Below are 21,842 nucleotides of genomic sequence, written 5' to 3'. Positions count from 1 at the left end.
GCCCCTATCAGGACGAGGCCATCCGAAGGATGTCGTTGTAGGTCGCGAACACCATCAGCATCAGCACCAGACCCAGCCCGATCCGGAACCCCATCTCCTGGGTCCGCTCGGACAGCGGACGACCGCGGACCACCTCAGCTGTGTAGAACAGAAGGTGACCGCCATCGAGCAGCGGGATCGGGAACAGGTTCAACAGACCGATCGAGACCGACAACACGGCGCAGAGATTGATCACGAACTGGAACCCGGCGCTGGCCGCCTGCCCCGACATTTTCGCGATTCCAAGGACGCCGCTGACCTCGTTCGGATTGCCGTTTCCGACGAACAGCGAGCCCAGGAACTTGAACGTGCTGCTGATGATGAACCAGACCTGGTCCACCCCGATCTTCAGCGCCTCGCCCACACCGACCGGCGAGGTCGACGTTTCACCGGCCTGAGATTTGTGCTCCACACCCAGCACGCCGAGGCGGTGGCTGTTGCCGAACGGATCCTTGCGCTCCAGCAGCGCCGGCGTCGCGGTCAATGACACGAGTGCGCCGTCCCGCTTCACCTCGAAGACGAGCGCGGAACCCGCGTTCGTCGCCACGATCGCTGCATGTCCGCAAAGCTCTCGATCGGCTTGCCGTCTATCTGCACGACGACGTCACCGACCTTGAACCCGGCAGAAGCCGCCGCGCCGTCGGCCACGATGCCGTCGACACGCGCGATCGTGCTCGGCTTGCCATAGTACAAGGCCATGCCCGCGAAAATCAGCGCGCCGAGGATGAAATTGGCGATCGGACCGGCCGCGACGATGGCGGCGCGCGGGCCGACCTTCTTGTGGTGGAAACTGCCGGCGCGCTCCTCGGCGGTCATGGCCGCGAGCGTTTGGGCGGACGGGGTCGAGGCCTCGCTCTCGTCGCCGAAGAATTTGACATAGCCGCCGAGCGGGATCGCCGAGATCTTCCAGCGCGTGCCGTGGCGGTCGTTGAAGCCAACCAGCTCAGGCCCGAAACCGAGCGAAAAGGTTAACACCCGAACCCCAGCCCAGCGCGCGACCAGAAAATGGCCAAGCTCGTGGAAGAACACGACGATGGTCAGGACGAACAGGAAGGGAACGGCGTAACCGAGGAGCCCATGGCTCAACGTATTGAAACTGTGGACGAAAAAGTCGATCATCGAATTCCCTCATCCAGCGCCGCAAGGCCCTGGCCCCGAACTACCTAGGATGCCTTTAAGGCAATTTGAGGCAATAGGGCGGCGGCCCTATTTCGCGAAACATGGTCAACGGATATTGCGTCATCCGCCGAGGTCATGGGCGCCTGGTTTCCGCTCGACCCAGTCCTCGAGCGTCGCTTCGACCAGCCGCGCGATGGCGCCGAACCGGATTTTGCCGGCAATGAACGCGGCGACCGCGACCTCGTTGGCGGCGTTGTAGACGGTGGTCGCCCCCTTCCCGGTCCGGAGCGGATCGAAGGCCAGGCGAAGGCCTGGGAAGCGCTCGTAATCCGGCGCCTCGAAGGTCAATTGGCCGATCTTGGCCAGATCGAGCTTGGCCGCCGGTCCCTTGATGCGGTCGGGCCAGCCGAGGCAATGCGCAATCGGCGTGCGCATGTCGGGCGAGCCGAGCTGGGCCACCACCGAGCGATCGGAGAATTCGACCATGCCGTGGATGATCGATTGCGGATGAACCAGCACGTCGATCTCGTCCGGCGACAGCGCGAACAGATAGGACGCCTCGATCACCTCGAGCCCCTTGTTCATCATCGAAGCGGAATCGATCGTGATCTTCTGGCCCATGCTCCAGTTCGGATGCTTCAGCGCCTGGGCCAGCGTGGCCTGCTCGATATCGGCGCTCTTCCAGGTCCGGAACGGACCGCCCGAGGCGGTGATGATGACGCGGACGAGTTCATCGCGATTGCCTGAGCCGAGCGCCTGAAACAGCGCATTGTGCTCGGAATCCGCCGGCAAGATGCAGGCGCCCGCTTTCGCGGCGCGCTGCATGAAAAAGTCGCCGGCGCAAACGAGGCATTCCTTGTTGGCGAGCGCAACGTGGGCACCGCGATCGACCGCCGCCAAAGCCGGCTTCAGTCCGGCCGCACCGCTGACCGCCGCCATGACCCAATCGGCCGGACGCGCACCGGCCTCGATCACCGCGCTTTCGCCGGCGCCGCATTCCGTGCTGGTTCCTGCCAGCGCGGCTTTGAGCTCAGCAAGCTTGGAGGCGTCGGCGATCGCGACGAAGCGCGCGGAAAATTCTCTGCCGAGCTTTGCCAGCGCCTCGACATTGCTGTTCGCAGTCAGCGCCTCCACCCGGTAGCGTTCGGGCGCTGCACGGATCAGGTCCATGGTGCTGTCGCCGATCGAGCCGGTGGCACCAAGGACCGTGACACTGCGGACGCTCGTCGCCGCAGCCTTGTTGTTACGCAATGGGACCGCGCTCATATCCTCACCAAACCATAAGACCGCTTCCGGCGCTATGCACACCATGGCGGAGAAAGCCGATAATCCATGCCACCAGGATGGCAGCGACAAAGCCGTCCAGACGGTCCAGAAGCCCGCCATGGCCGGGAATTAAGTGACTGGAATCCTTGACCCCAAAGCGCCGCTTCACGGCGGATTCGAAGAGATCGCCGAGCTGCGAGACCACGGTCAGGACAGCGCTCACGAGCAGCAGCGGAATAGCCTTCCCTATCCCGCAGGCGGCAAAGCCGCCCGCAACCCCAAGGCTCGCGGCAAAGCTGCCGAACGCGCCGGCCCAGGTCTTCTTGGGGCTGACCCGCGGCCATAGCTTCGGTCCGCCAATGCCGCGGCCCGCGAAATAGCCGCCGATATCGGTCGCCCACACCACGAGCAGCACGAACATCAGCGCGGCGAAGCCGTTCACGGGATCCTGTCGCACCAGGATCGAGGCCAGCAGCGCGGCCGATGCGTAGGCGAAACCAGTGGCGGCCCAGACCAACATGCCCCGCGCAAGCAGGGTCACGATCGCGCCGCCAACGAGGCCGGTGATGACGGCGGTCTTGAGCGCGCCGAAGGCAACGCAGAAGCCCATGATGGCGAGGACGGCCGTCCCGGACGCGGTCAGAACCACCGAGCCCGCCGCGCCCACCACCGTCAGCCATTCCGCGAACAATCCGATCGAGGCCAGCGTGACGAGAAGCGCCCAGAGCCAGCCACCGGCATAAGCGAGCACAAGGGCGAGCGGCGCCAGCACGAGCGCTGCGAGGACTCGCATCACGAGATTGCTCGAGGCGGGCGCGGAGCCGGCCGGTGCGGCGTCGGGTTCGCTCACGAGGCGGTTTTCGCGACGAGGCCGCCGAAACGGCGCTCGCGTCTGGCGAATTCGGCGATCGCACCTTCGAGCGCCGCCTTGTCGAAATCGGGCCAGTGGATCGGCACGAACACGAGCTCGCTATAGGCGGCCTGCCACATCAGGAAATTGGACAGGCGCTGCTCACCGCTGGTGCGGATGATGAGATCGGGGTCGGGAATGTCCGGCGCGTCGAGATGGGCACCAAGTGTCTCGGCATCGATCGAGGCCGGATCGCGCCGGCCTTCCGCAACCTCGCGCGCGAGCACTTGCGCCGCCTTCGCAATCTCCTGCCGCGAGCCGTAATTGAAGGCGACGACCAGCGTCAGGCGCGTGTTGTCGCGCGTCAGTTCCTCGGCCTCGTTGAGAAGTGCACAGATGTCGCCTTCCAGCCCGTCCCGTTCGCCGATGATGCGCACCTTGACGCCGTCGCGATGCAGGCTGGCGAGATCGTTGCGGATGAAGCGGCGGAGCAGGCCGAAGAGATCGCCGATCTCGCTCGCCGGCCGCGACCAGTTCTCCGAGCTGAAGGAGAAGATGGTGAGATAGCGGATGCCGAGCTCGTGCGAGGCGCGAACCACGCGGCGCAATGCCTCTACGCCGCGGCGATGGCCTTCGGCCCGCGGCAATCCGCGCGCGGCGGCCCAGCGTCCATTGCCATCCATGATGATGGCAACATGCGCGGGCGCCTCGGACCTGTCGGGTCCTTCCGTGACGGGCGCGGCGGCGTTGGACATGAAGGCGGCCCTAAAGCGTGATCCGGACCCGAAGCGCCGCACTAGCGCAAAGTGCGAAGCGGTTCTCCGAAAAAGATCATGCGCGAACAATAACCTAAAGCGCGATTGGTCGCGCTCTAGACGGTGAGGATTTCTTTTTCCTTGGCAGCCAGCAACTGGTCGATCTCGGTGATCGTGCTGTCGGTCGCCTTCTGCACGTCGCCGGCCAGACGCTCCTGGTCGTCCTCTGACATCTCGTGGTTCTTCTCGAGCTTCTTCAGAACATCGAGGCCGTCGCGGCGGACATGACGCGCCGCGACCTTGGCGGCTTCGGCGTATTTGTGCGCGACCTTGACCAGTTCCTTGCGCCGCTCCTCGTTGAGCTCCGGAATGCGCAGCCGCAACACCTGCCCTTCGGTCGCCGGCGACAGGCCGAGATTGGAATCGACGATCGCTTTCTCGACCGCCTTGACCATCGACTTGTCCCAGACCTGAACCGAGATCAACCGCGGCTCGGGCACGCTGACAGTGGCGAGCTGGTTGAGTGGCATGTGGCTGCCATAGGCTTCGACCTGGACCGGATCCAGCATCGACGCGGACGCGCGGCCGGTGCGCAAGCCGCCGAGTTCGTGCTTGAGAGACTGGACGGCGCCCTGCATGCGGCGCTTCACTTCGTTGATATCGAAATTTCCCGTGACCATCTCGCTTCTCCTTCAAAAAACCGGCGGCACGCCCCTCGCCCTCTTTTCCGTGAGCCGTCAGCCGGCGACGATCGTCCCGTGGCCGGCGCCGCGCAGAATGGCGCCGATCGAACCGGGCTCCGCGATCGAAAACACGATGATAGGCAGCGACGTCTCGCGGGCAAGCGCGAAGGCGGTCGCGTCCATCACCTTATAGCCGCCCTCGACGGACTGCGAATGCGTCAGCCGGTCGAATCGCGTGGCAGTCGGATCCTTCTTCGGGTCGGCCGAGTAGACGCCGTCGACATTGGTCGCCTTCAGCACCGCCTCGGCGCCGATCTCGGCGGCGCGCAGCACCGCCGTCGTGTCGGTGGTGAAGAACGGATTACCGGTTCCACCGCCGAGCAGCACGATCCGCCCCTCCGCGAGGTATTTGTGTGCTGCGGTGCGGGTGAACAGCTCGGAAATCTCGGGCATGACGAAGGCCGACAGCGTGCGCGCTGGAGTGCCCTTGCGCTCGATTGTGGCTTCGAGCGCGAGGCAGTTCATCATGGTGGCGAGCATGCCCATTGTGTCGCCGGTCGGGCGTGACACGCCACGGGAGGAGACTTCGACGCCGCGAAAGATATTGCCGCCCCCGATCACGACGGCGACCTCGGTGCCGAGATGCCGGGCCGCGATCAGATCGTCCGCAACCCGGTCGATGGTCGGCTGATCGATGCCAAAGCCCTGCTGCCCCGCGAGGTATTCGCCGGACAACTTGATCACGACGCGACGATAGACCGGATCAGTCATGAGCACTTTCCTCGTCCGGGCGCCGCTTCCGGCGGCACGCCGGAAGGAACGTTCCGGCGCTTACTTCTTGCCGCTGGCCGCCGCGACCTCGGCCGCGAAGTCCGATTCCTGCTTCTCGATCCCTCACCGAGAGCATAGCGCACAAAGCCCGCGATCTTCACGGGGCCGCCGACCTTGCCCTCGGCCTCCTTCACCGCCTGCGCCACCGACTTGCCGGTGTCGTGGATGAAGGCCTGCTCGAGCAGGCAAACTTCCTTGTAGTAGGTCTTCAGGCCGGACTCGACGATCTTCTCGATCACGTTCTCCGGTTTGCCCTGCTGGCGATATTTGTCGGCGAGCACGTCCTTCTCGCGTTTCACGACCGCCGGATCGAGACCGGACGGATCGAGCGCGAGCGGGTTGGCGGCAGCGACATGCATCGCGATCTGGCGGCCCAGCGTCGCGAGCTCGTCGCTCTTGCCGGGCGATTCGAGCGCCACGATCACGCCCATCTTGCCGGCGCCGTCGATGACGGCACCGTGGACGTAGCTCGACACCACCCCCTGGCTCACTTCGAGCGAAGCAGCGCGACGCAGCGACATGTTCTCGCCGATGGTCGCGATCGCGTCATTGATCGCGGCTTCGATCGTGACGTCGCCGACCTTTGCGGCCTTGATCTTCTCGACATCGGCGCCGACGTCGAATGCGACCTGGGCGATCATCTTGACCAGGCCCTGGAACTGACCGTTGCGCGCGACGAAGTCGGTCTCGGAGTTGACCTCGACCACGACGCCCTTGCTACCCTTGGTGAGCGCGCCGATCAGGCCCTCGGCCGCGACGCGGCCCGACTTCTTGGCGGCCTTCGAGAGACCCTTCTTGCGCAGCCAGTCCTGCGCCGCTTCCAAATCACCGTTGGTCTCGGTGAGCGCGGCCTTGCAGTCCATCATGCCCGCGCCGGTCGACTCGCGCAGCTCCTTGACCATCGCTGCTGTGATCGTTGCCATCGTTGAAAATCCCTTTTGCCTGCCGGTTTGCCGCGGCGTGGCATCCAATTGCCCCGCCGCGGTCCATTTCAGGAATTCGCGTCAACTGAAATGGTGGCCGGAGCTTATCCGGCCAACCCATCGCTCTTTTTTGACTATTCCGCTTCCGCGGTCAGCGCCTTGGCCTTGGCCACCCAGGCATCCGCGCGGCTGGGCAGACCGACTTCTTCGCCGATCTTGTGCGCGGTGTCGTGATCGAGCTCGGCGAGCTGCCAGAAGTGGAAGATGCCGAGGTCGTTGAACTTCTTCTCGATCGCGCCCGAGACGCCCGGGAGCTTCTTGAGGTCGTCGGCGGTGCCGCGCGGGCCGGCGAGGCCCTGGAAGCCGCCAGTCGTGGGCGGCAGCTCTTCGGCGACGACCGGCTGGGCCGACGCGCCGACGTCGATGCCGGAATCGCCCTGGGCACGTCCGATGCCGTCGATTGCTGCGCGCGCGACCAGGTCGCAATAGAGCGCGATCGCGCGGCCAGCGTCGTCATTGCCCGGCACCACATAGGTGATGCCCTTGGGGTCCGAATTGGTGTCGACGATCGCGGCGACCGGGATGTTCAGCCGCTGGGCTTCCTGGATCGCGATGTCTTCCTTGTTGGTGTCGATCACGAAGATCAGGTCGGGCAGACCGCCCATGTCCTTGATGCCGCCGAGCGAGCGGTCGAGCTTGTCGCGCTCGCGCTGAAGCGTCAGACGCTCCTTCTTGGTGTAGGAGCTGGCATCGCCGCCGGCCAGCACTTCGTCGAGGTGACGCAGGCGCTTGATCGAGCCGGAGATCGTCTTCCAGTTGGTCAGCGTGCCGCCGAGCCAGCGCGAATTGACGAAGTACTGCGCGCAACGCTTGGCCGCATCGGCAACGCCGTCCTGCGCCTGGCGCTTGGTGCCGACGAACAGGATGCGGCCGCCCTTGGCGACGGTGTCGCTGACCGCCTGCAATGCGTGATGCAGCAACGGCACGGTCTGCGCGAGGTCGACGATGTGGATGTTGTTGCGGGCGCCGAAAATGAACGGCGCCATTTTCGGATTCCAGCGGTGGGACTGGTGACCAAAGTGCACGCCAGCCTCGAGCAGCTGACGCATAGTGAAATCGGGTAGTGCCATCGTTCTAATTCTCCGGTTGGTTCCTCCGGAAGCGTGTGAGCAAAACGGAGCGTTGTCGCCCCGGCTGCCACCGGACGGCCTTGTGAGCCATGCTTCCGTGTGAGATGGCGCGCTGTATACCGCGATTTCGGCCAGAAGCAAGGAAATAAGGGCCTTTCAAGGGCGTTTGTCGCCCGCGAAAGGCCCGTTCCCGAATACCGCCCGCCCACTTGGCGGTTGGCCAGACACCAAGCCTAGCACCTGGGCTGGTTGGGTGGGCATTTCTTCGGCGCAGCGGGGCGCGGTGGCGGAGCGGCCGGACGCGGCGGGGCTGCGGCCACCCGTGGCGGCGGCGGTGGTGGCGGGGCCGCCCGAGCTGCCGGCGGCGCGGGTCGCGCGGCGGCGACAGGAGGCCGGGGCGGCGGCGCAACCGCACGCGGCGGCGGAGGCGTGGGCCTCGCCACGGCCTGAGGCCGCGGGGGTGCCGCCGGAGGCCTTGCCGCCTGCACGGGCTGATTCTGCGGCTTGATCCGCTCGTGCGCAGCCGATGCCGGCGGCGTCACCGGCTTTGCGGCGCTGGCCGAAGGCTTCCCAACCGGGACCCCGGAGATGGCGAGCCGGCCGGCTGGTGTGTTGCGGCCTTCGCCCGTTCATTGGCGCGTTCGTTGGCCCGTTCGGCAGGGCCGGCCGCGGCCGGGGTCTGCGCCACCGGGACCTTCGGCGGCTGGCCGGGTGCGGTCGCCGCGGTGCCCGCGGCAGGCGTAGCGGTGGCCGGCGCGGCAGCGGCCGGTGCCCCCGTATGGGTCGGCAACGTCGTGTTCGGCGCAGTCGCGGTCGCTGGCGCGGGCCGAGCGTTGGGCCCTGCCCCGACCGGCGCCGGCGGGCCGCCGTGGCCGCCCGGGACCGGCAGCGTGTTGGCCTCGGGCAGCCGGGTCTGCGGCGGGGCCGTCGGAGCGACATTCGCAGGCGTTACCGGAGGCGTGCCCGGCCGCGCGGTCGCATGGATGGCCGCGCTTGGCGGCATCGGCGCCTTGCCCTGCTGGATCAGGGCGGCGCGTTGGGCAACCGCCTGCGGCACGGCCGGTCCGGCGGCTGTCGCGCGGCCGGCGACGGCAGGTGCAAGGCTCCCTGCCGCAAGCCCGCCTGCCCCGGTCGGCGGCGGCCGGTTGATCACCGTGTTGATGACCGTGGTGTTGTGGATGTTCTGGTAGATGATGTTGTTCGGCGGCGGCGCGACATAGACGGGCGGCCTGACGAACACCGGGATCGGCACGAATACCGGCTGCGGCAGCACGAACAGGCCGACGACGGCGAGCGGCGGCGCCAGCACGACGAAGTCCGCCGGCGGCGGCGGCAGATAGTAGACCGGCGGCGGCGGTGGCGGTGCGAAGCCGAACAAGGGATCGCCGAACAGCAGCACCGGACGATCGACATAGACGATCTCGTCCGGCGGCGGTGGCGGCACGTCATAGTCGATCATCGCAAAGCTCGGCGGCGGCTCGACCGGTGCCGTCAGGATCGCCAGGCGGCGGCGTGCATCGCCCGCATGCGGCCCACGCGAATAGCGGCGCAGATACGACCAATAGGCCTCCGGCGTGTCGGTCCGATAGGTCCGCCGCCAGGTGATGGCTTCGCGTCGCGCCGCCACGATCGCCATCACGCGCTTGGAGAGCGGGTCGCCGGGATAGGCCGCGAGAAACTCCTCATAGGCCGGCAGCGTGTCGCGCTCGAGCGCGGCCGCATAGGCATCCTGGACGCCGAGATCGCGGATCGGCTTGTTGCGGGTCGCAGCGACCTGATCCGGCGTGGACTGCGGCGGCGGCGCATCGGGCCCGCGCTCGAAGAACGAGAATTGCGCGCTGATCTTCTGGTCGTCCCAGGGCACCTGCGCGCCTTTGGAGGCGTCATTGACGCGCAGGCGAACGCGGTCGAACACCTCGGTAAGCGACAGGCCGCCGGTGCGGATCATTTCGGCCAGCGACTGCGCGTAGGCGCCGTAAGGTCCAGGCTCCTCGGGCGCGACCGTGCCGGGCGCAGCGTTGAAGGCGATCAGCATGTTCGGATCCGGCTCGACCAATGCCAGTCCGCTCGCGATCGGCTGGCCGCCCTCGATGAAGGGCTGCGCGCGCGCCGCATCGAGCACGACGATGTCAGCCTTGAGCGGAATCGAAGCGAGCTGGCGGACATAGTCGCTGATGCGCAAGCCTTCGGTCGGAATGTCGGTGTCGCGCGTGATGTTGGAATCGACCGGGATGAAATAGTTCTCGCCGGCAAGCTGCACGCCGTAACCGGCCAGATAGACCATCGCGACGGTGCCGGGACCGGAGGCCTGCGCCTTCTGGATGAAATCGCGAAAGCTCTTGCGCAGCGTGTCGCCGTCGAGATCGCGCGCGCCGACCACGTCGAAGCCCGCTGCTTGCAGCGTCTGCGCGATCAGGCCGGCGTCGTTCGCGGTGGTTGCCAGCGGCGACTTGGCATAGGCACCGTTGCCAACCACGAGCGCGATGCGCTTTTCCTGCTGCTGCGCGCGTGCCGCATCGGGCGTGCCCGCAGCAAGCAGCAGAATCGGCAGAAGGAAGCAGATGAAGACCTTGTGTGTCCCACGCATGGCTTGCTTGCCCGCTATTGCTTGTTGAGTCATCGCCACGCATGAGGCGCACGGCCGGATGAACGGCACTTGAACGAAAGGCTGGGATTAAGGCGGCGGCATGGCACCCGGCCAGCCGCAGCGAGTCGCGTCAGCTCCGCGTCAGCTTCGGCCCTTTGTATGTCAGGGTCAGCCTTTTAGCTTCAGCCCTGTGCGATCAGGTCTACCGTTCCCGTCGTGAGCCGATAGATGCCGCCCACTATTTTCAGCTTGCCCTGATCCACGGCCGCGTTGAGGATCGGCGCGGCCGATTTCAGCGTCGCGACGTTGTCGATTACGTTCTGCCTAATCGCGTTGTCGAGCACATCCCCGCCCTGCTGCATCGCGGCTTTCGCCGCGGGCGCGATCGCATCGACCAGCGAGGGAATGTGTCCCGGCGGCGGCTTGTTGTCCTTGAGCGCTTTCAGCGTCGCATCGACCGCGCCGCAATTGTCGTGGCCGAGCACAAGGATCAGCGGTGAGCCCAGCACGGCCACCGTATATTCCATGCTGGCAATGGTCTCGACGCCGGCAAAATTACCGGCGACGCGGCAGACGAAGAGATCGCCGCGGCCGGTGTCGAAGGCGTATTCCGGCGCGATGCGCGAGTCCGCGCAGCTTAGCACCGCCGCGAACGGATTCTGCCCGCCGACAAGCACCTCACGCTCATGCTTGAAATCGTGGCGCCGCGACACGCCGTCGACATAGCGCGCATTGCCCGCCATCAGCCGCTTCAGCGCGGCGTCCGGCGACAGCACGTTCTGCGGTTTGGGCGGCGCCCTGGTTTCCTTGGCGAGCACTCGACCGGCGAAGGCGAGGCTCAGGGCGGAGGCGGCAAGCAGCATCGCGGATCGCCGCGATGGCGCGATTCTGTCCTGCGCAGATTCGGAGCACCTGTCACACATCGCGATTCCTCGCGGCGCAACGAACGCGTGCTCGCAGGCGCGCCGCATTGTAACGATCATACTCGCAATGATGTGACGAAACCACAAGCTCGACCGCGCCGCGCGCCAGCCATCTGGCGCGGCCGACCTATTCCGCCAGCTTAAGCTCCGCGATCGTCGTCCTTGCCGCCTGTTCGTCCAGCGGCAGGAAATCGAGCGGTCCTTGATTCTTGTAACCGGAGGTCATCGCGAGCGTGAGACCCCAGCCCAGCAAGCCCGTGCTTGCATTTGCGATCATGGCGCTCTTGCGCTCGCTCATGCGCGTCACGAAGAACACGGTCTGGCCGGATTGAGCCGAGAAGTCCACGCGCGTGGTTCCGAGGGCCGCCTCTTCTGCCACGAACTGGTGCTGGCCCGCCGGGCGATCGACATAGACATACGTCCCGGTCTTCAGTCCCTTGATCGGGGCGCCGTCGAGAGAGAACACCCAGTCCGAATCGCCGATGCCGCCATAACCTTTCTCGCGAAACACCACGACGCGCGTCTGCCCGGCTTTCGGCGGACCTATCTTTCGAACCGTCTCGGAATAGTCGAGCCCATTTCTCGCCGTCTCGCAGCCACACAGCAAAACGGCCGCCGTAAGCAGCACCAGCCCACGCAGTAACATCACGCCCCCAATTCATTCCCGAGGGCATGCTAGCCAAAAACACCGCCTGGTTGCAACAGCAGCGGCACGGATCCGGCGCAAAACATGCAATCGGCCGCACCGTCGTGCGTGTTGCTAGACCTGCTGCACGTCCACCACGCCCGCGACCGCCTTGATGGCGCCGGCGATCTGCGGCGAAACCTTGAAGCGGCCTGGCAGCTTCATTTCCACCTCGGTCTCGAGGTCGAGCATGATCACCAGCGAGACCTCGCCGTCGCCGTTGGAGCGCGGTGCGATGCCGGGACTGCCGACCCTCGGTGCTGCGCCGTTCGCGCCGGCCATCTCGGGGCCGGCCAGACGCTTGGCGATTGAATCCAGCGGCTTGGTGTCGCGCAGGAAGATGCGCAGGCCCTTCTGCGTCTTGGCGGCGGCCTCATCCAGCGGTTCGGCGTGCAGCACGCGGGCGCGAACGTCCTCGCCCTGGAGCTCGGCGCCGAGTTGGAGCAGCACGGCTGCGCCAGGCTCCAGCACGTCGCGATATTGCGCGAGCCCCTCCGAGAACAGCACCGCCTCGAAGTGGCCCGTGGGATCAGACAGCCCCATGATGCCCATCTTGTTGCCGGTCTTGGTGCGTCGCTCCATGCGCGACACCACGGTGGCTGCGACCTTGCCGGCGGTGGCGCCGGTTTTCACCGCGCGCGAAAACTCCGCCCAGCTCTGCACCCGCAGCCGCTTCAGCACCGTCGCGTAATCGTCGAGCGGATGGCCCGACAGGAAGAAGCCGATCGCATCATATTCGCGGCGCAGCCGCTCGGCCGGCAGCCACGGCTCGACCTGCGGCAGCATGATGGTCGGCGCGTCCGCCGACATGCCGAACATGTCGTTCTGGCCGATGGTCTCGGCCTGGTGCGCGCGCTGGCAGGCGGCCAGGATCGAGTCCGCACCGGCGAAGACGCGGGCGCGGTTCGGCTCCAGCGTGTCGAAGGCCCCGGCGGCCGCGAGGCTTTCGATGATGCGCTTGTTGACCGATCGCGGATTGACGCGTGCGGCGAAGTCGGCCAGCGAGGTGAACAGGCCGTTCCTGGTCCGCTCCGCGATGATCTGCTCGACCGCGGCAATGCCGACGCCCTTCAGCGCGGCGAGCGCGTAATAGATGGTCTTGTCGCCGACCTCGAAGGTCGCGCCGGAACGGTTGATGTTCGGCGGCTCGACCTTGATCCCGAGGCGCTGCGCCTCCGAGCGGAATTCGGAGAGCTTGTCGGTGTTGTTGAGATCGAGCGTCATCGACGCCGCGATGAACTCCACCGGGTAATGCGCCTTCATGTAGGCGGTGTGGTAGGACACCAGCGCATAGGCCGCTGCGTGGCTCTTGTTGAAGCCGTAGTCGGCGAACTTCGCCAACAGCTCGAAAATCGTGTCGGCCTGCCCCTTCGGCACGCCGTTCTTCACCGCGCCCGCGACGAAGATCTCGCGCTGCTTCTCCATCTCGGAGCGGATCTTCTTGCCCATGGCGCGGCGCAGCAGGTCGGCGTCGCCGAGCGAATAGCCCGACATCACCTGCGCGATCTGCATCACCTGTTCCTGGTAGATGATGACGCCGAAGGTCTCCTTCAGGATCGGCTCCAGCACGGGATGCAGATATTCCGGCTCCTCGTCGCCGTGCTTGCGCATGCAATAGGTCGGGATGTTCGCCATCGGACCCGGGCGATACAGCGCCACCAGCGCGATGATGTCCTCGAAACGGTCGGGGCGCATGTCGATCAGCGCGCGCCGCATGCCCTGGCTTTCAACCTGGAACACGCCGACCACGTCGCCGCGCGCCAGCATCTGATAACTCTCGGCATCGTCGATCGGCAACGTGGCGAGATCGACGTGGATGTCGCGCGGCTTGAGCAGCTTGATCGCGACGTCGAGCACGGTCAGCGTCTTCAGGCCGAGGAAGTCGAATTTGACGAGGCCGGCCGGCTCGACCCATTTCATGTTGAACTGGGTCACCGGCATGTCGGATTTGGGATCGCGGTAGAGCGGCACCAGTTCGCTCAGGGGGCGATCGCCGATGACGATACCGGCCGCGTGGGTCGAGGCATGGCGGGTCAGGCCTTCGAGGCGCTGCGCGATGTCGAAGGCGCGCGCCACCACCGGGTCCTCGTCGCGAAACGCCTGCAGCTTCGGCTCGCTCTCGATCGCGGCCGCCAGCGTCACCGGCGCGGCCGGATTCTGCGGCACCAGTTTTGTGAGCTTGTCGACCTGGCCATAAGGCATTTGCAGCACGCGGCCGACGTCGCGCAGCACGCCGCGCGCCTGCAGCGTCCCGAAGGTGATGATCTGCGCCACCTGGTCGCGGCCATAGCGCTGCTGGACGTACTGGATCACCTCGCCGCGGCGGTCCTGGCAGAAGTCGATGTCGAAGTCCGGCATCGAGACGCGTTCCGGATTGAGGAAGCGCTCGAACAGCAGCCCGAACTTGATCGGGTCGAGATCGGTGATGGTCAGCGCCCAGGCCACCAGCGAGCCCGCGCCTGAACCGCGGCCCGGTCCGACCGGTATGCCCTGGCCCTTGGCCCATTTGATGAAATCGGACACGATCAGGAAGTAGCCCGCGTACTTCATGCGCATGATGACGTCGAGCTCGAACGCCAGCCGCTGGCTGTAGTCCTCCTCGGTGGTGCCCTGCGACAGGCCGTGCACGCGCAGCCGATTGGCGAGCCCCTCCTCCGCCTGCCGCTTCAATTCCGCCGCCTCGACCGCGGCCGCATCCGAGCTCGACGCGGCGCCGACGGTGAAGAACGGCAGGATCGGCTTGCGCGTCATCGGCCGGAACGAGCAGCGTTCGGCGATCTCGACGGTGGAGGCCAGCGCCTCCGGAACATCGGCAAACAGCACCGCCATCTCGGCCCGCGTCTTGAAGCGGTGATCGGGCGTGAGCTGCTCGCGTTCGGTCTCCGCGATTAGCCGGCCGCCGGCGATGCAAAGCAGCGCGTCATGCGCTTCGTAGTCGTCCGTCGCGGCGAAATACGGCTCGTTGGTCGCAACCAGCGGCAGGCCTTTTGCGAACGCGATGTCGATCAGGCCGCTCTCGACCCGCCGTTCCTTGTCCAGGCCATGACGCTGCAGCTCCATATAGAGGCGATCGCCGAACAGGCTGGCGAGACGCTCGCAGCGCGCGGCGGCAAGCTCGGGATGGCCGGCGCCCAGCGCCAGCGAGATCGGCCCGTCCGGACCGCCCGTCAGCGCGATCAGGCCCTCGGTCTCGCCCTCGAGCCAGTCGAATTTGATGTGGCAGGCGTGGGTGTCGGGCGTCTCCAGGAACGCCCGCGAATTCAGCCGCATCAGGCTGCGATAGCCGCGCTCTTGCGCCGCCAGCAGCACGATGCGCGACGGCAGCAGCGCGTTGCGGGCATTCGGATCCTGATCGCCGAAATCGATCGCGAGTTCGCAGCCGACGATCGGCTGGATGCCCGAGCCCGCCATCTTGTCGGAGAACTCCAGCGCTCCGAACATGTTGTCGGTGTCGGTCAGCGCCAGGGCCGGCTGGTGATCTTTCTTGGCAAGCTCGGCGAGCTTGGCGATCTTGATCGAGCCCTTGAGCAGCGAATAGGCCGAGTGAACGTGAAGGTGGACAAATCCGGCGCTCGGCATTTCGCGTGACGGCCTCTTGCAGATGAGATGGAGCGGTCACCGGCTCCTCAAGGCATCATGCACTCGCCCGGCCGACTCGCCTCGCAATGGTGAGGGCTCGCCACGCCGGAGTCCACGCCGGAGCGGCCGATCGGCCGCGTCGTCCCGGTTTTCCCCAAGCTCGCATCCGCGAGTTCCCAGGCAAGTGTTTTGCGCCGAGCACGAGTCAGAGTTGCGGCAGTACCTGGGCCCAGATCGCGATCATCCCGACGAACAGCGCGATCGAGGTCAGTGCGGCGGCTTCTTCCACGAAAATCCTGAACATGGCTCACTCCATATTGAGAACGTATGAAGAACATTGTTCTCATTTTGTTCTCGGGAGTCAAGCATCTCTCAGCCATCTCGAAATGGGATGGTTAACTCGATGAATTCAGACAATAAAAAGCCCCGGCCATCAGGCCGGGCTTCGACGATCGCTCAAACGGAGCGACTGGTCTCAGTACTTCGCAAGGACCGGGCCGCCGAACTTGTAGTTCAGGCGAACGAGGCCCATGTCGACGTCCTGACGGATGCGGTCGGTCGACGGCACCAGCGCGAAGGTGACGTCCTTGTCCTGCAGGAAGATGTGGTTGTACTCGATGCCAACCGACCAATTCGGGGCAAAACCATACTCGATGCCGGCGCCGACGGTGCCGCCCCAGCGGGTCTGGTCGTTCGAGGCCAGCAGCGCGCCGGTGGCCGTGCTGAACACCTCGTACTTGCCGCCGGTCACAGCCGCACCGCCCTTGACGTAGAGCAGGACGTTGTTCCAGGCGTAGCCGATCTGACCGGTGATCAGACCGAACGAATCGATCTTCGAGCGGTTGCGGGTCGCGAACAGCGCGCTGACGTTGTCGCCGGAGAAGTCGGCCCAGTTGCCCTGGCCTTCCACGCCGAACACCCACTGGCCGGACTGCCAGCGGTAGCCGATCTGACCACCGACGGTGCCACCGGTCGCATCATGCGAACCCTCGCGACCGCCGCCGACCAGATCCCAGGTCGAATGCGCCGAACCGCCGCCGCCGTTGACGCCGATGTAGAAGCCGCTCCAGTCATAGAGCGTGGCGACCATCGCAGGCGCCTTGGTGTAAGGCCGCGCCGCGAGATCAGCAGCCACCGCCGGCGCAGCCGCGCTGAGCGCGACAAGGCTGACAGCGGCAAGCAACAAATTCTTGTTCATTTTAATCCCGTTCCAGTTTCGTCGTTAGGCCCCCGGGCCTGGCGTCGTCATATCAGCGATCGACGGAATTGCTGTAACCTCGACGCAACACTTCGCCCCAAAGGGCCGCGCTTCATTAACGAAGGTTTAGCGACGCGTGCGCGGAAACCCTTTGAAACAAGAGTTTTCCGCAGTTCCAATGTTCACTGGACCACGTTTTGCGCGAGCGCGCGTAACAACGTCGCGCGCACAATCGTGTGATTTGAAGTTGGCGATGCGCACAATATTTTCTCTCCCCATTCTCGCCACAGTTTCGCGCGCGTTCGCCACATTTGCGATCGCGCGATGACATGCCTAGCGCTTGCCTCCCGCGCACGGGAATCAACCGCCCGACGCGCTTCACGCGGCTGATGGGCGGCGTAGCGTCGCCGAATGAGCGCACCCAATACGCTACCGAAAGTTGTGGTCACGCCGATCATCGTATAACGTCCGCACGTGTCTTTCCCCGCGCGGTCCCCTCATTGCATGCTTGCCCGCATTTTTTCTTCTCGTGGCCTCGCTGTCGATCCCCGGTGCATTGCATGCAGAAGGACTCCCGGCCGAGAAGGCCGGATTTGAGTCCAGGCTGACGATCTACCTTGCGAAGGGGGCCCTGACGCATGCGGGCCGGGCTGCGACCGCTGGATTGCCATCGAGGGCGAGGTCGACCAGGACGCAGGCCCGCGCATTCGACGCTTCCTCGCCGGCGTCAAGGACATGCAGCGACCGATCTACCTGCATTCGCCGGGCGGGAACGTGGAGCAGTCCTACGTCATCGGGCGGTTGCTGCGCAGTCGCAAGGCGGTCGCGCGCGTCGGCCGCACGATTGCGACGGCGTGCGCCGCGGGCACGCAGCTGGACGCCGCATGCCTCAAGATCAAGAACGCAGGCGGCGAGGTCGAGGCTGAACTCACCACCCGCAATGCGATGTGCAACTCGGCCTGCGGTTACCTGTTTCTCGGGGCGACATCTCGCGAGGTGGCGCCGGACGCGGCGATGGCGGTCCATAACTCCAGGCTGATGCTCGTCATCCACGGGCATCCGCCGGCGAAATTGGTCGCGGATGCCAGGCAGCGTCAAATCGAGACGTCAAACCGCGCGCGGACTGCGTTCGTGGCGGCGATGGGCATCAGCCACGAGCTTGATGATTTGATCCGGACAGTGAAGTTCGAGAGCCCGCATACGCTGACGCGAGGCGAGCTCCATCGCTTCGGCATCGATACGCGAACACTGGCCGAGACGACGTGGACCCTGGAGAAGGGAGCGCGGCCCTCCATCAGCAAGTTCGCGATGCTGAAGAAGGAGAACGGCGCCTCGTTCCGGATGATGGAGTGGCGCCTGTCCTGCGAAAACAAGGACCGCGTGCCGCTGCGATCCGCGGCCGAGATCGACGAGACCGCCGTCGGCAAAAGCACGATCCTGATGGCGGCAAGCGCCGACACCAAGCAGGAAGCCGGAGGGTTTCCGCTGCGCGTTGGCAAGTACGAGGTCTGGAGCGGCGCCCTCGGCTCCGACATGGTCAAGGCGATGCTGGCCTCGCGCACCCTCCAGGTCCGCGAAACCACGCCGATGCCGGACGGAAAGCCCAACGCTACAACATTCGAGATCGAGGTGACGAGCCTGGCGCCAGTATGGCCACAGCTCTCGGCATCGTGCGCATCGGCCATGATCAGCGCGAAGAGTCCTTGGCCGGCGAGTCCGTGGCCGACAGCTCCTGGGCCCGCAACTCTGTCGCCGAGCGTCAGCGCAACTCCTTCGGCCACACCGTAGGCCGACAAACCTGTCGCGGCGCCCTGCATTGTGTGACACGGCGGCGCGCTGCTCGAGCGCTGGCCAGACGCAATCGGGACGCAGATATGCAATCTGCCTTCGCCGAGCTTCTGTTGTTGACGCGAGCTGATCCCGGTCTAAGTACCGTAGACAAATAATGCAGGGTGGCAACGTTCGCTGGGCTGGTTCCCGTTGACGCCACCAATGCAGGACACATGACGACATCGCCCTCCGCGACTACGGCCTCGGTGTCCCCTCACCTCGGTATCATCCTCTTCTCGCTCGCGATGGGCGGCTTTGCGATCGGAACCACCGAATTCGCATCGATGAGCTTGCTGCCGTTTTTTGCGGCCGACCTCAAGATCGACGAACCCACCGCCGGGCACGTGATCAGCGCCTATGCGCTCGGCGTGGTGCTGGGCGCGCCGCTGATCGCCGTGCTTGGTGCACAGTTCGCCCGGCGCACGCAGTTGCTGGTTCTGATGGTCGTGTTTGCGCTCGGCAATGCGTTCACCGCGCTGGCGCCGAGCTATGGCTGGATGATCGTGGCCCGCTTCCTCTCGGGATTGCCGCATGGCGCTTATTTCGGTATCGCCGCGCTGGTCGCAGCCTCGCTCGTTCCTCAACATCGCCGTTCTCGGGCGGTCGGCCAGGTGATGCTGGGCCTGACCTGCGCCACCATCATTGGCGTGCCGCTCGCCAACCTGATTGGTCAGACAATGGGCTGGCGCGCAAGCTTCGGCCTGGTGTCGTTGCTGGCCTTGCTCACCGTGCTGCTGTGCGCCCTGTTCGCGCCGCGCGACCGGGCCGGCGGGTCGGATCCGCTGCGAGAGCTCGGCGCGTTAAAGAGCGGCCGCGTCTGGATCACGCTGGCGATCAGTGCCATCGGTTTCGGCGGCATGTTCGCCGTCTACACTTATCTTGCGACGACACTGATGGAGGTCACCAGGGTCAGCCCCGCGGTCATCCCATTTTTTTTTCGCGGTGTTCGGGATCGGAGCCACACTCGGCAATCTGTTCGTGCCGCGCTTCGCCGACCGCGCGCTGATGCCGACGGCGGGCGTCATCCTGCTGTTCTCGGCCGGCGCGCTGCTGGTGTTCCCGCTTGTCGCCGGCAATCCGTGGCTGCTCGCGGCAGACGTCTTCGCGATCGGCGCCGGCGTGTCGCTCGGAGCCATCCTCCAGACACGGCTCATGGACGTCGCAGGGGACGCGCAGGCGCTCGCTGCCGCACTCAACCATTCGGCCTTCAACACCGCCAATGCACTCGGCCCTTATCTCGGCGGCATTGCCATTCGCCATGGGCTGGGCTGGACCTCCACCGGTCCAGTCGGCGCCGCTCTGGCGCTTGCCGGCTTCCTGATCTGGCTGATCGCCTACCGGGACGTCAGAGCCGCTCCGGTCAAGGAGTCCACGGGACGCGACGCCGCGCCGGTGGAGACCCCACCCTCGCGCGCGGCGCCGCCGCTGGCACCGGACGACCGGGCCCGTTCGCATCATCACAAGGATCCGGTGGCCTAACGCGGAACTTCTTTCCGTCGCGCCACTTTGAGATCGAGTGACGGAAAGCGCGCGCCATGAACGCAGAAACGGAACTCAAATTCCAGGTTGCGCCACGAAAGCTGGCCTCCATCTTGCGCAGCGGCAGCAGAGGGCGCGATCTATCGGAGCAGGCGCTCGTGTCAAGTTATTATGATACGAGCAAGCACAAGCTCAAACGAAACGGCCTCACGCTTCGGGTTCGCAAGGTCGAAGGCCGCTACGTCCAAACCGTGAAGGCGAACGGCTCGTCGGGGAGCCTGACGCGTGGCGAATGGGAGCACGAGGTCAGCGGCCCAAAGCCTGACCTCAAGCAAGCGAGGGATACAGCGCTCGACGGCGTGGCCACTGAGAAACTCTCGCACAAGCTCAAACCGGTCTTCCAGACCAACGTGCATCGGACGGCCGAGGTACGGCGGGTCCGGGGGAGCCAGATCGAGCTCGCGGTGGACCGCGGCCGGATCGGAGCCGGCCGCCGCTCGCGACCTATCGCCGAGCTTGAACTTGAGCTGAAGTCCGGGCATGTCGCAGATCTGTTTCGCTTGGCGCGCGACATCGAACGCAAGACGGAGGCGGAGCTCGACCTGCGCTCGAAATCCGAGCGGGGTTACCGGCTCCTGACGCGGGAGGGCGAAGGCGCGCAACACGCCGAACCGATCCGGCTGAAGCCCGAGCTTTCACCGCAAGATGCCTTCCGCGTCATCGCGCGTTCGACACTTCGGCACATCACCACCAATGCCGATCCGGTGCGCAACATGGATCCCGAGGGCGTCCATCAAATGCGCGTCGGTCTGCGGCGGTTGCGGGCGGCCATCTCCCTCTTCGACGACATCCTGCCGCGCGCGAGCACCGGCCGGATCAAGGCTGAGCTCAAATGGCTCACGGACGAGCTTGCGCCGGCGCGGGAGATCGACGTTTTTCTCAAGGAAAGTATTCAGCCGATCACCGAGCAGGACGTCCCGAAGCGTGGGTCTCGCGCGATCCGCAAGACGTTCTCGGAGCAGCGCATGGCTGCCTTCCGGCACGCCCGCGACGCGGTCGATTCTGGGCCGCTACCGCCGACTTTTGATCGATGCGGCCGAGTGGATAGAAACCGAACGCCCCCGCACCGCTGACGATCGAACGATCGCTGCCTACGGCGCCGAAGTGCTCGACCGGCGGGTCAAGAAGGCGCGAAAGCAAGGCAAGCAGCTGAGCGATCTCGATCCGCGACAGCGCCACAAATTGCGGATCAGGATCAAGAAGATCCGGTATGCCGTCGACTTCTTCGAAAGCCTCTACCGGGATAGCGACCGAAACGAGCTCGCCGGCTTTTCCGCCCGGCTGAAACGGATTCAGTCCGCCTTGGGATCGTTGAACGATTTCATGGCGCATCGCGAGTTGGCGATCGAGGCAGCGCTGGCGGCGCCTCCCGCAAATCGGCGCGCCCAGGCATTCGCGGCAGGATTCATCATTGGGCAGGAACGTGAAGCCGCTCAGGACTTGATCGAGCACGCATCAAAGGATCTGCGCCGATTGCGCCGCCTGGGTGTTCAGCCGAACAAGTGACCTTGGGAGACCATCATGACGTGGGTCGGCAATTGGCAAAATCAATTCGGTTCGATCTTGCGCATCACCGGCGATGCAGAGGGCCGCATCGACGGCAATTTCGAAACCGCGCTCGAAGACAGCGGCTTTTACGGGCAAACAGTTCCGATCATCGGGTTTCACAAGGGCAATTGTATTGGCTTTGTCGCCGTGGGCTCGTCTGCCGCGGGCGACCGAGTGGTTTCGTACACGGGACTGCTGCGTCACGGGAAAATGGAGACCGTCTGGTTCGTGGTCGCAGATCAAGCGCTGAGCGCCGCCCGAGAAGGCGATCCCGCAAAGCTCAAGCCCTTGAACTGGTGGCGCGCCGTGACAACCAATGTCGACACCTTCGAGCGCATCTAGAGCGTCGCAGCCAAC

At 65.4% G+C, this 21,842-nt stretch carries 13 protein-coding genes and 5 pseudogenes; 5 read left to right on the top strand and 13 right to left on the bottom strand.

Annotated features, from left to right (window positions below; all coding sequences use genetic code 11):
• Positions 1-7: 7 nt before the first annotated feature.
• The 13 genes and pseudogenes from rseP to AB8Z38_RS05220 all read right to left on the bottom strand — a co-directional run bounded on the left by rseP (position 8) and on the right by AB8Z38_RS05220 (position 16,568).
• Positions 8-1,158: pseudogene (gene rseP, locus AB8Z38_RS05280) on the bottom strand (RIP metalloprotease RseP).
• Positions 1,159-1,202: 44 nt separating this feature from the next.
• A pseudogene (gene dxr / locus AB8Z38_RS05275) lies at positions 1,203-2,424 on the bottom strand (1-deoxy-D-xylulose-5-phosphate reductoisomerase).
• A gap of 4 nt (positions 2,425-2,428) precedes the next feature.
• Positions 2,429-3,274, bottom strand: a complete 846-nt coding sequence (locus AB8Z38_RS05270; protein WP_369723423.1) for a phosphatidate cytidylyltransferase — start codon at positions 3,272-3,274, stop codon at positions 2,429-2,431.
• Entirely contained in the window at positions 3,271-4,029 is a 759-nt protein-coding gene (locus tag AB8Z38_RS05265) for an isoprenyl transferase (protein WP_369723422.1), read from the bottom strand. The genes AB8Z38_RS05270 and AB8Z38_RS05265 overlap by 4 nt, the downstream gene beginning before the upstream one ends.
• A gap of 116 nt (positions 4,030-4,145) precedes the next feature.
• Positions 4,146-4,709 (bottom strand): ribosome recycling factor, encoded by a 564-nt coding sequence (frr, locus tag AB8Z38_RS05260; RefSeq protein ID WP_369723421.1) that lies wholly within the window; start codon positions 4,707-4,709, stop codon positions 4,146-4,148.
• 57 nt (positions 4,710-4,766) lie between these two features.
• Entirely contained in the window at positions 4,767-5,483 is a 717-nt protein-coding gene (pyrH, locus tag AB8Z38_RS05255; protein WP_369723420.1) for a UMP kinase, read from the bottom strand.
• Between the two features lie 60 nt (positions 5,484-5,543).
• A pseudogene (gene tsf / locus AB8Z38_RS05250) lies at positions 5,544-6,466 on the bottom strand (translation elongation factor Ts).
• 134 nt (positions 6,467-6,600) lie between these two features.
• Positions 6,601-7,596, bottom strand: a complete 996-nt coding sequence (locus AB8Z38_RS05245; RefSeq protein ID WP_369723419.1) for a 30S ribosomal protein S2 — start codon at positions 7,594-7,596, stop codon at positions 6,601-6,603.
• A 233-nt stretch (positions 7,597-7,829) separates the two neighbouring features.
• A pseudogene (locus AB8Z38_RS05240) lies at positions 7,830-10,183 on the bottom strand (caspase family protein).
• A gap of 182 nt (positions 10,184-10,365) precedes the next feature.
• Positions 10,366-11,106, bottom strand: coding sequence for a carbonic anhydrase (locus AB8Z38_RS05235; RefSeq protein WP_369723418.1), 741 nt, complete (start codon positions 11,104-11,106; stop codon positions 10,366-10,368).
• A gap of 127 nt (positions 11,107-11,233) precedes the next feature.
• Positions 11,234-11,752, bottom strand: a complete 519-nt coding sequence (locus AB8Z38_RS05230) for a hypothetical protein (protein ID WP_369726749.1) — start codon at positions 11,750-11,752, stop codon at positions 11,234-11,236.
• Between the two features lie 114 nt (positions 11,753-11,866).
• A complete protein-coding gene (gene dnaE, locus AB8Z38_RS05225) occupies positions 11,867-15,370 on the bottom strand; it encodes a DNA polymerase III subunit alpha (protein ID WP_369723417.1) in 3,504 nt (1,167 codons plus the stop codon).
• 475 nt (positions 15,371-15,845) lie between these two features.
• Positions 15,846-16,568 (bottom strand): outer membrane protein, encoded by a 723-nt coding sequence (locus AB8Z38_RS05220; RefSeq protein WP_369723416.1) that lies wholly within the window; start codon positions 16,566-16,568, stop codon positions 15,846-15,848.
• Between the two features lie 735 nt (positions 16,569-17,303).
• On the opposite strand from AB8Z38_RS05220, the gene AB8Z38_RS05215 reads away from it, so the two are divergent.
• From AB8Z38_RS05215 to AB8Z38_RS05195, 5 genes and pseudogenes are all read left to right on the top strand, one after another.
• The gene (locus AB8Z38_RS05215) at positions 17,304-18,356 is read left to right on the top strand and encodes a hypothetical protein (protein WP_369723415.1); all 1,053 of its coding nucleotides are present in this window, start codon (positions 17,304-17,306) and stop codon (positions 18,354-18,356) included.
• Between the two features lie 215 nt (positions 18,357-18,571).
• Positions 18,572-19,877: pseudogene (locus AB8Z38_RS05210) on the top strand (MFS transporter).
• Between the two features lie 56 nt (positions 19,878-19,933).
• On the top strand, positions 19,934-21,010 hold the full coding sequence (locus tag AB8Z38_RS05205; RefSeq protein ID WP_369723414.1) for a CHAD domain-containing protein: 1,077 nt from the start codon (positions 19,934-19,936) through the stop codon (positions 21,008-21,010).
• Complete coding sequence (locus tag AB8Z38_RS05200; protein WP_369723413.1) at positions 20,961-21,443, top strand: CHAD domain-containing protein; 483 nt, start codon at positions 20,961-20,963, stop codon at positions 21,441-21,443. The genes AB8Z38_RS05205 and AB8Z38_RS05200 overlap by 50 nt, the downstream gene beginning before the upstream one ends.
• Before the next feature lie 15 nt (positions 21,444-21,458).
• On the top strand, positions 21,459-21,827 hold the full coding sequence (locus tag AB8Z38_RS05195) for an avidin/streptavidin family protein (RefSeq protein ID WP_369723412.1): 369 nt from the start codon (positions 21,459-21,461) through the stop codon (positions 21,825-21,827).
• Positions 21,828-21,842 lie beyond the last annotated feature (15 nt).

Origin of the sequence: Bradyrhizobium sp. LLZ17, from assembly GCF_041200145.1 — a bacterium.
Taxonomy (GTDB): domain Bacteria; phylum Pseudomonadota; class Alphaproteobacteria; order Rhizobiales; family Xanthobacteraceae; genus Bradyrhizobium.
This window is presented reverse-complemented; position numbering and strand designations above follow the sequence as displayed.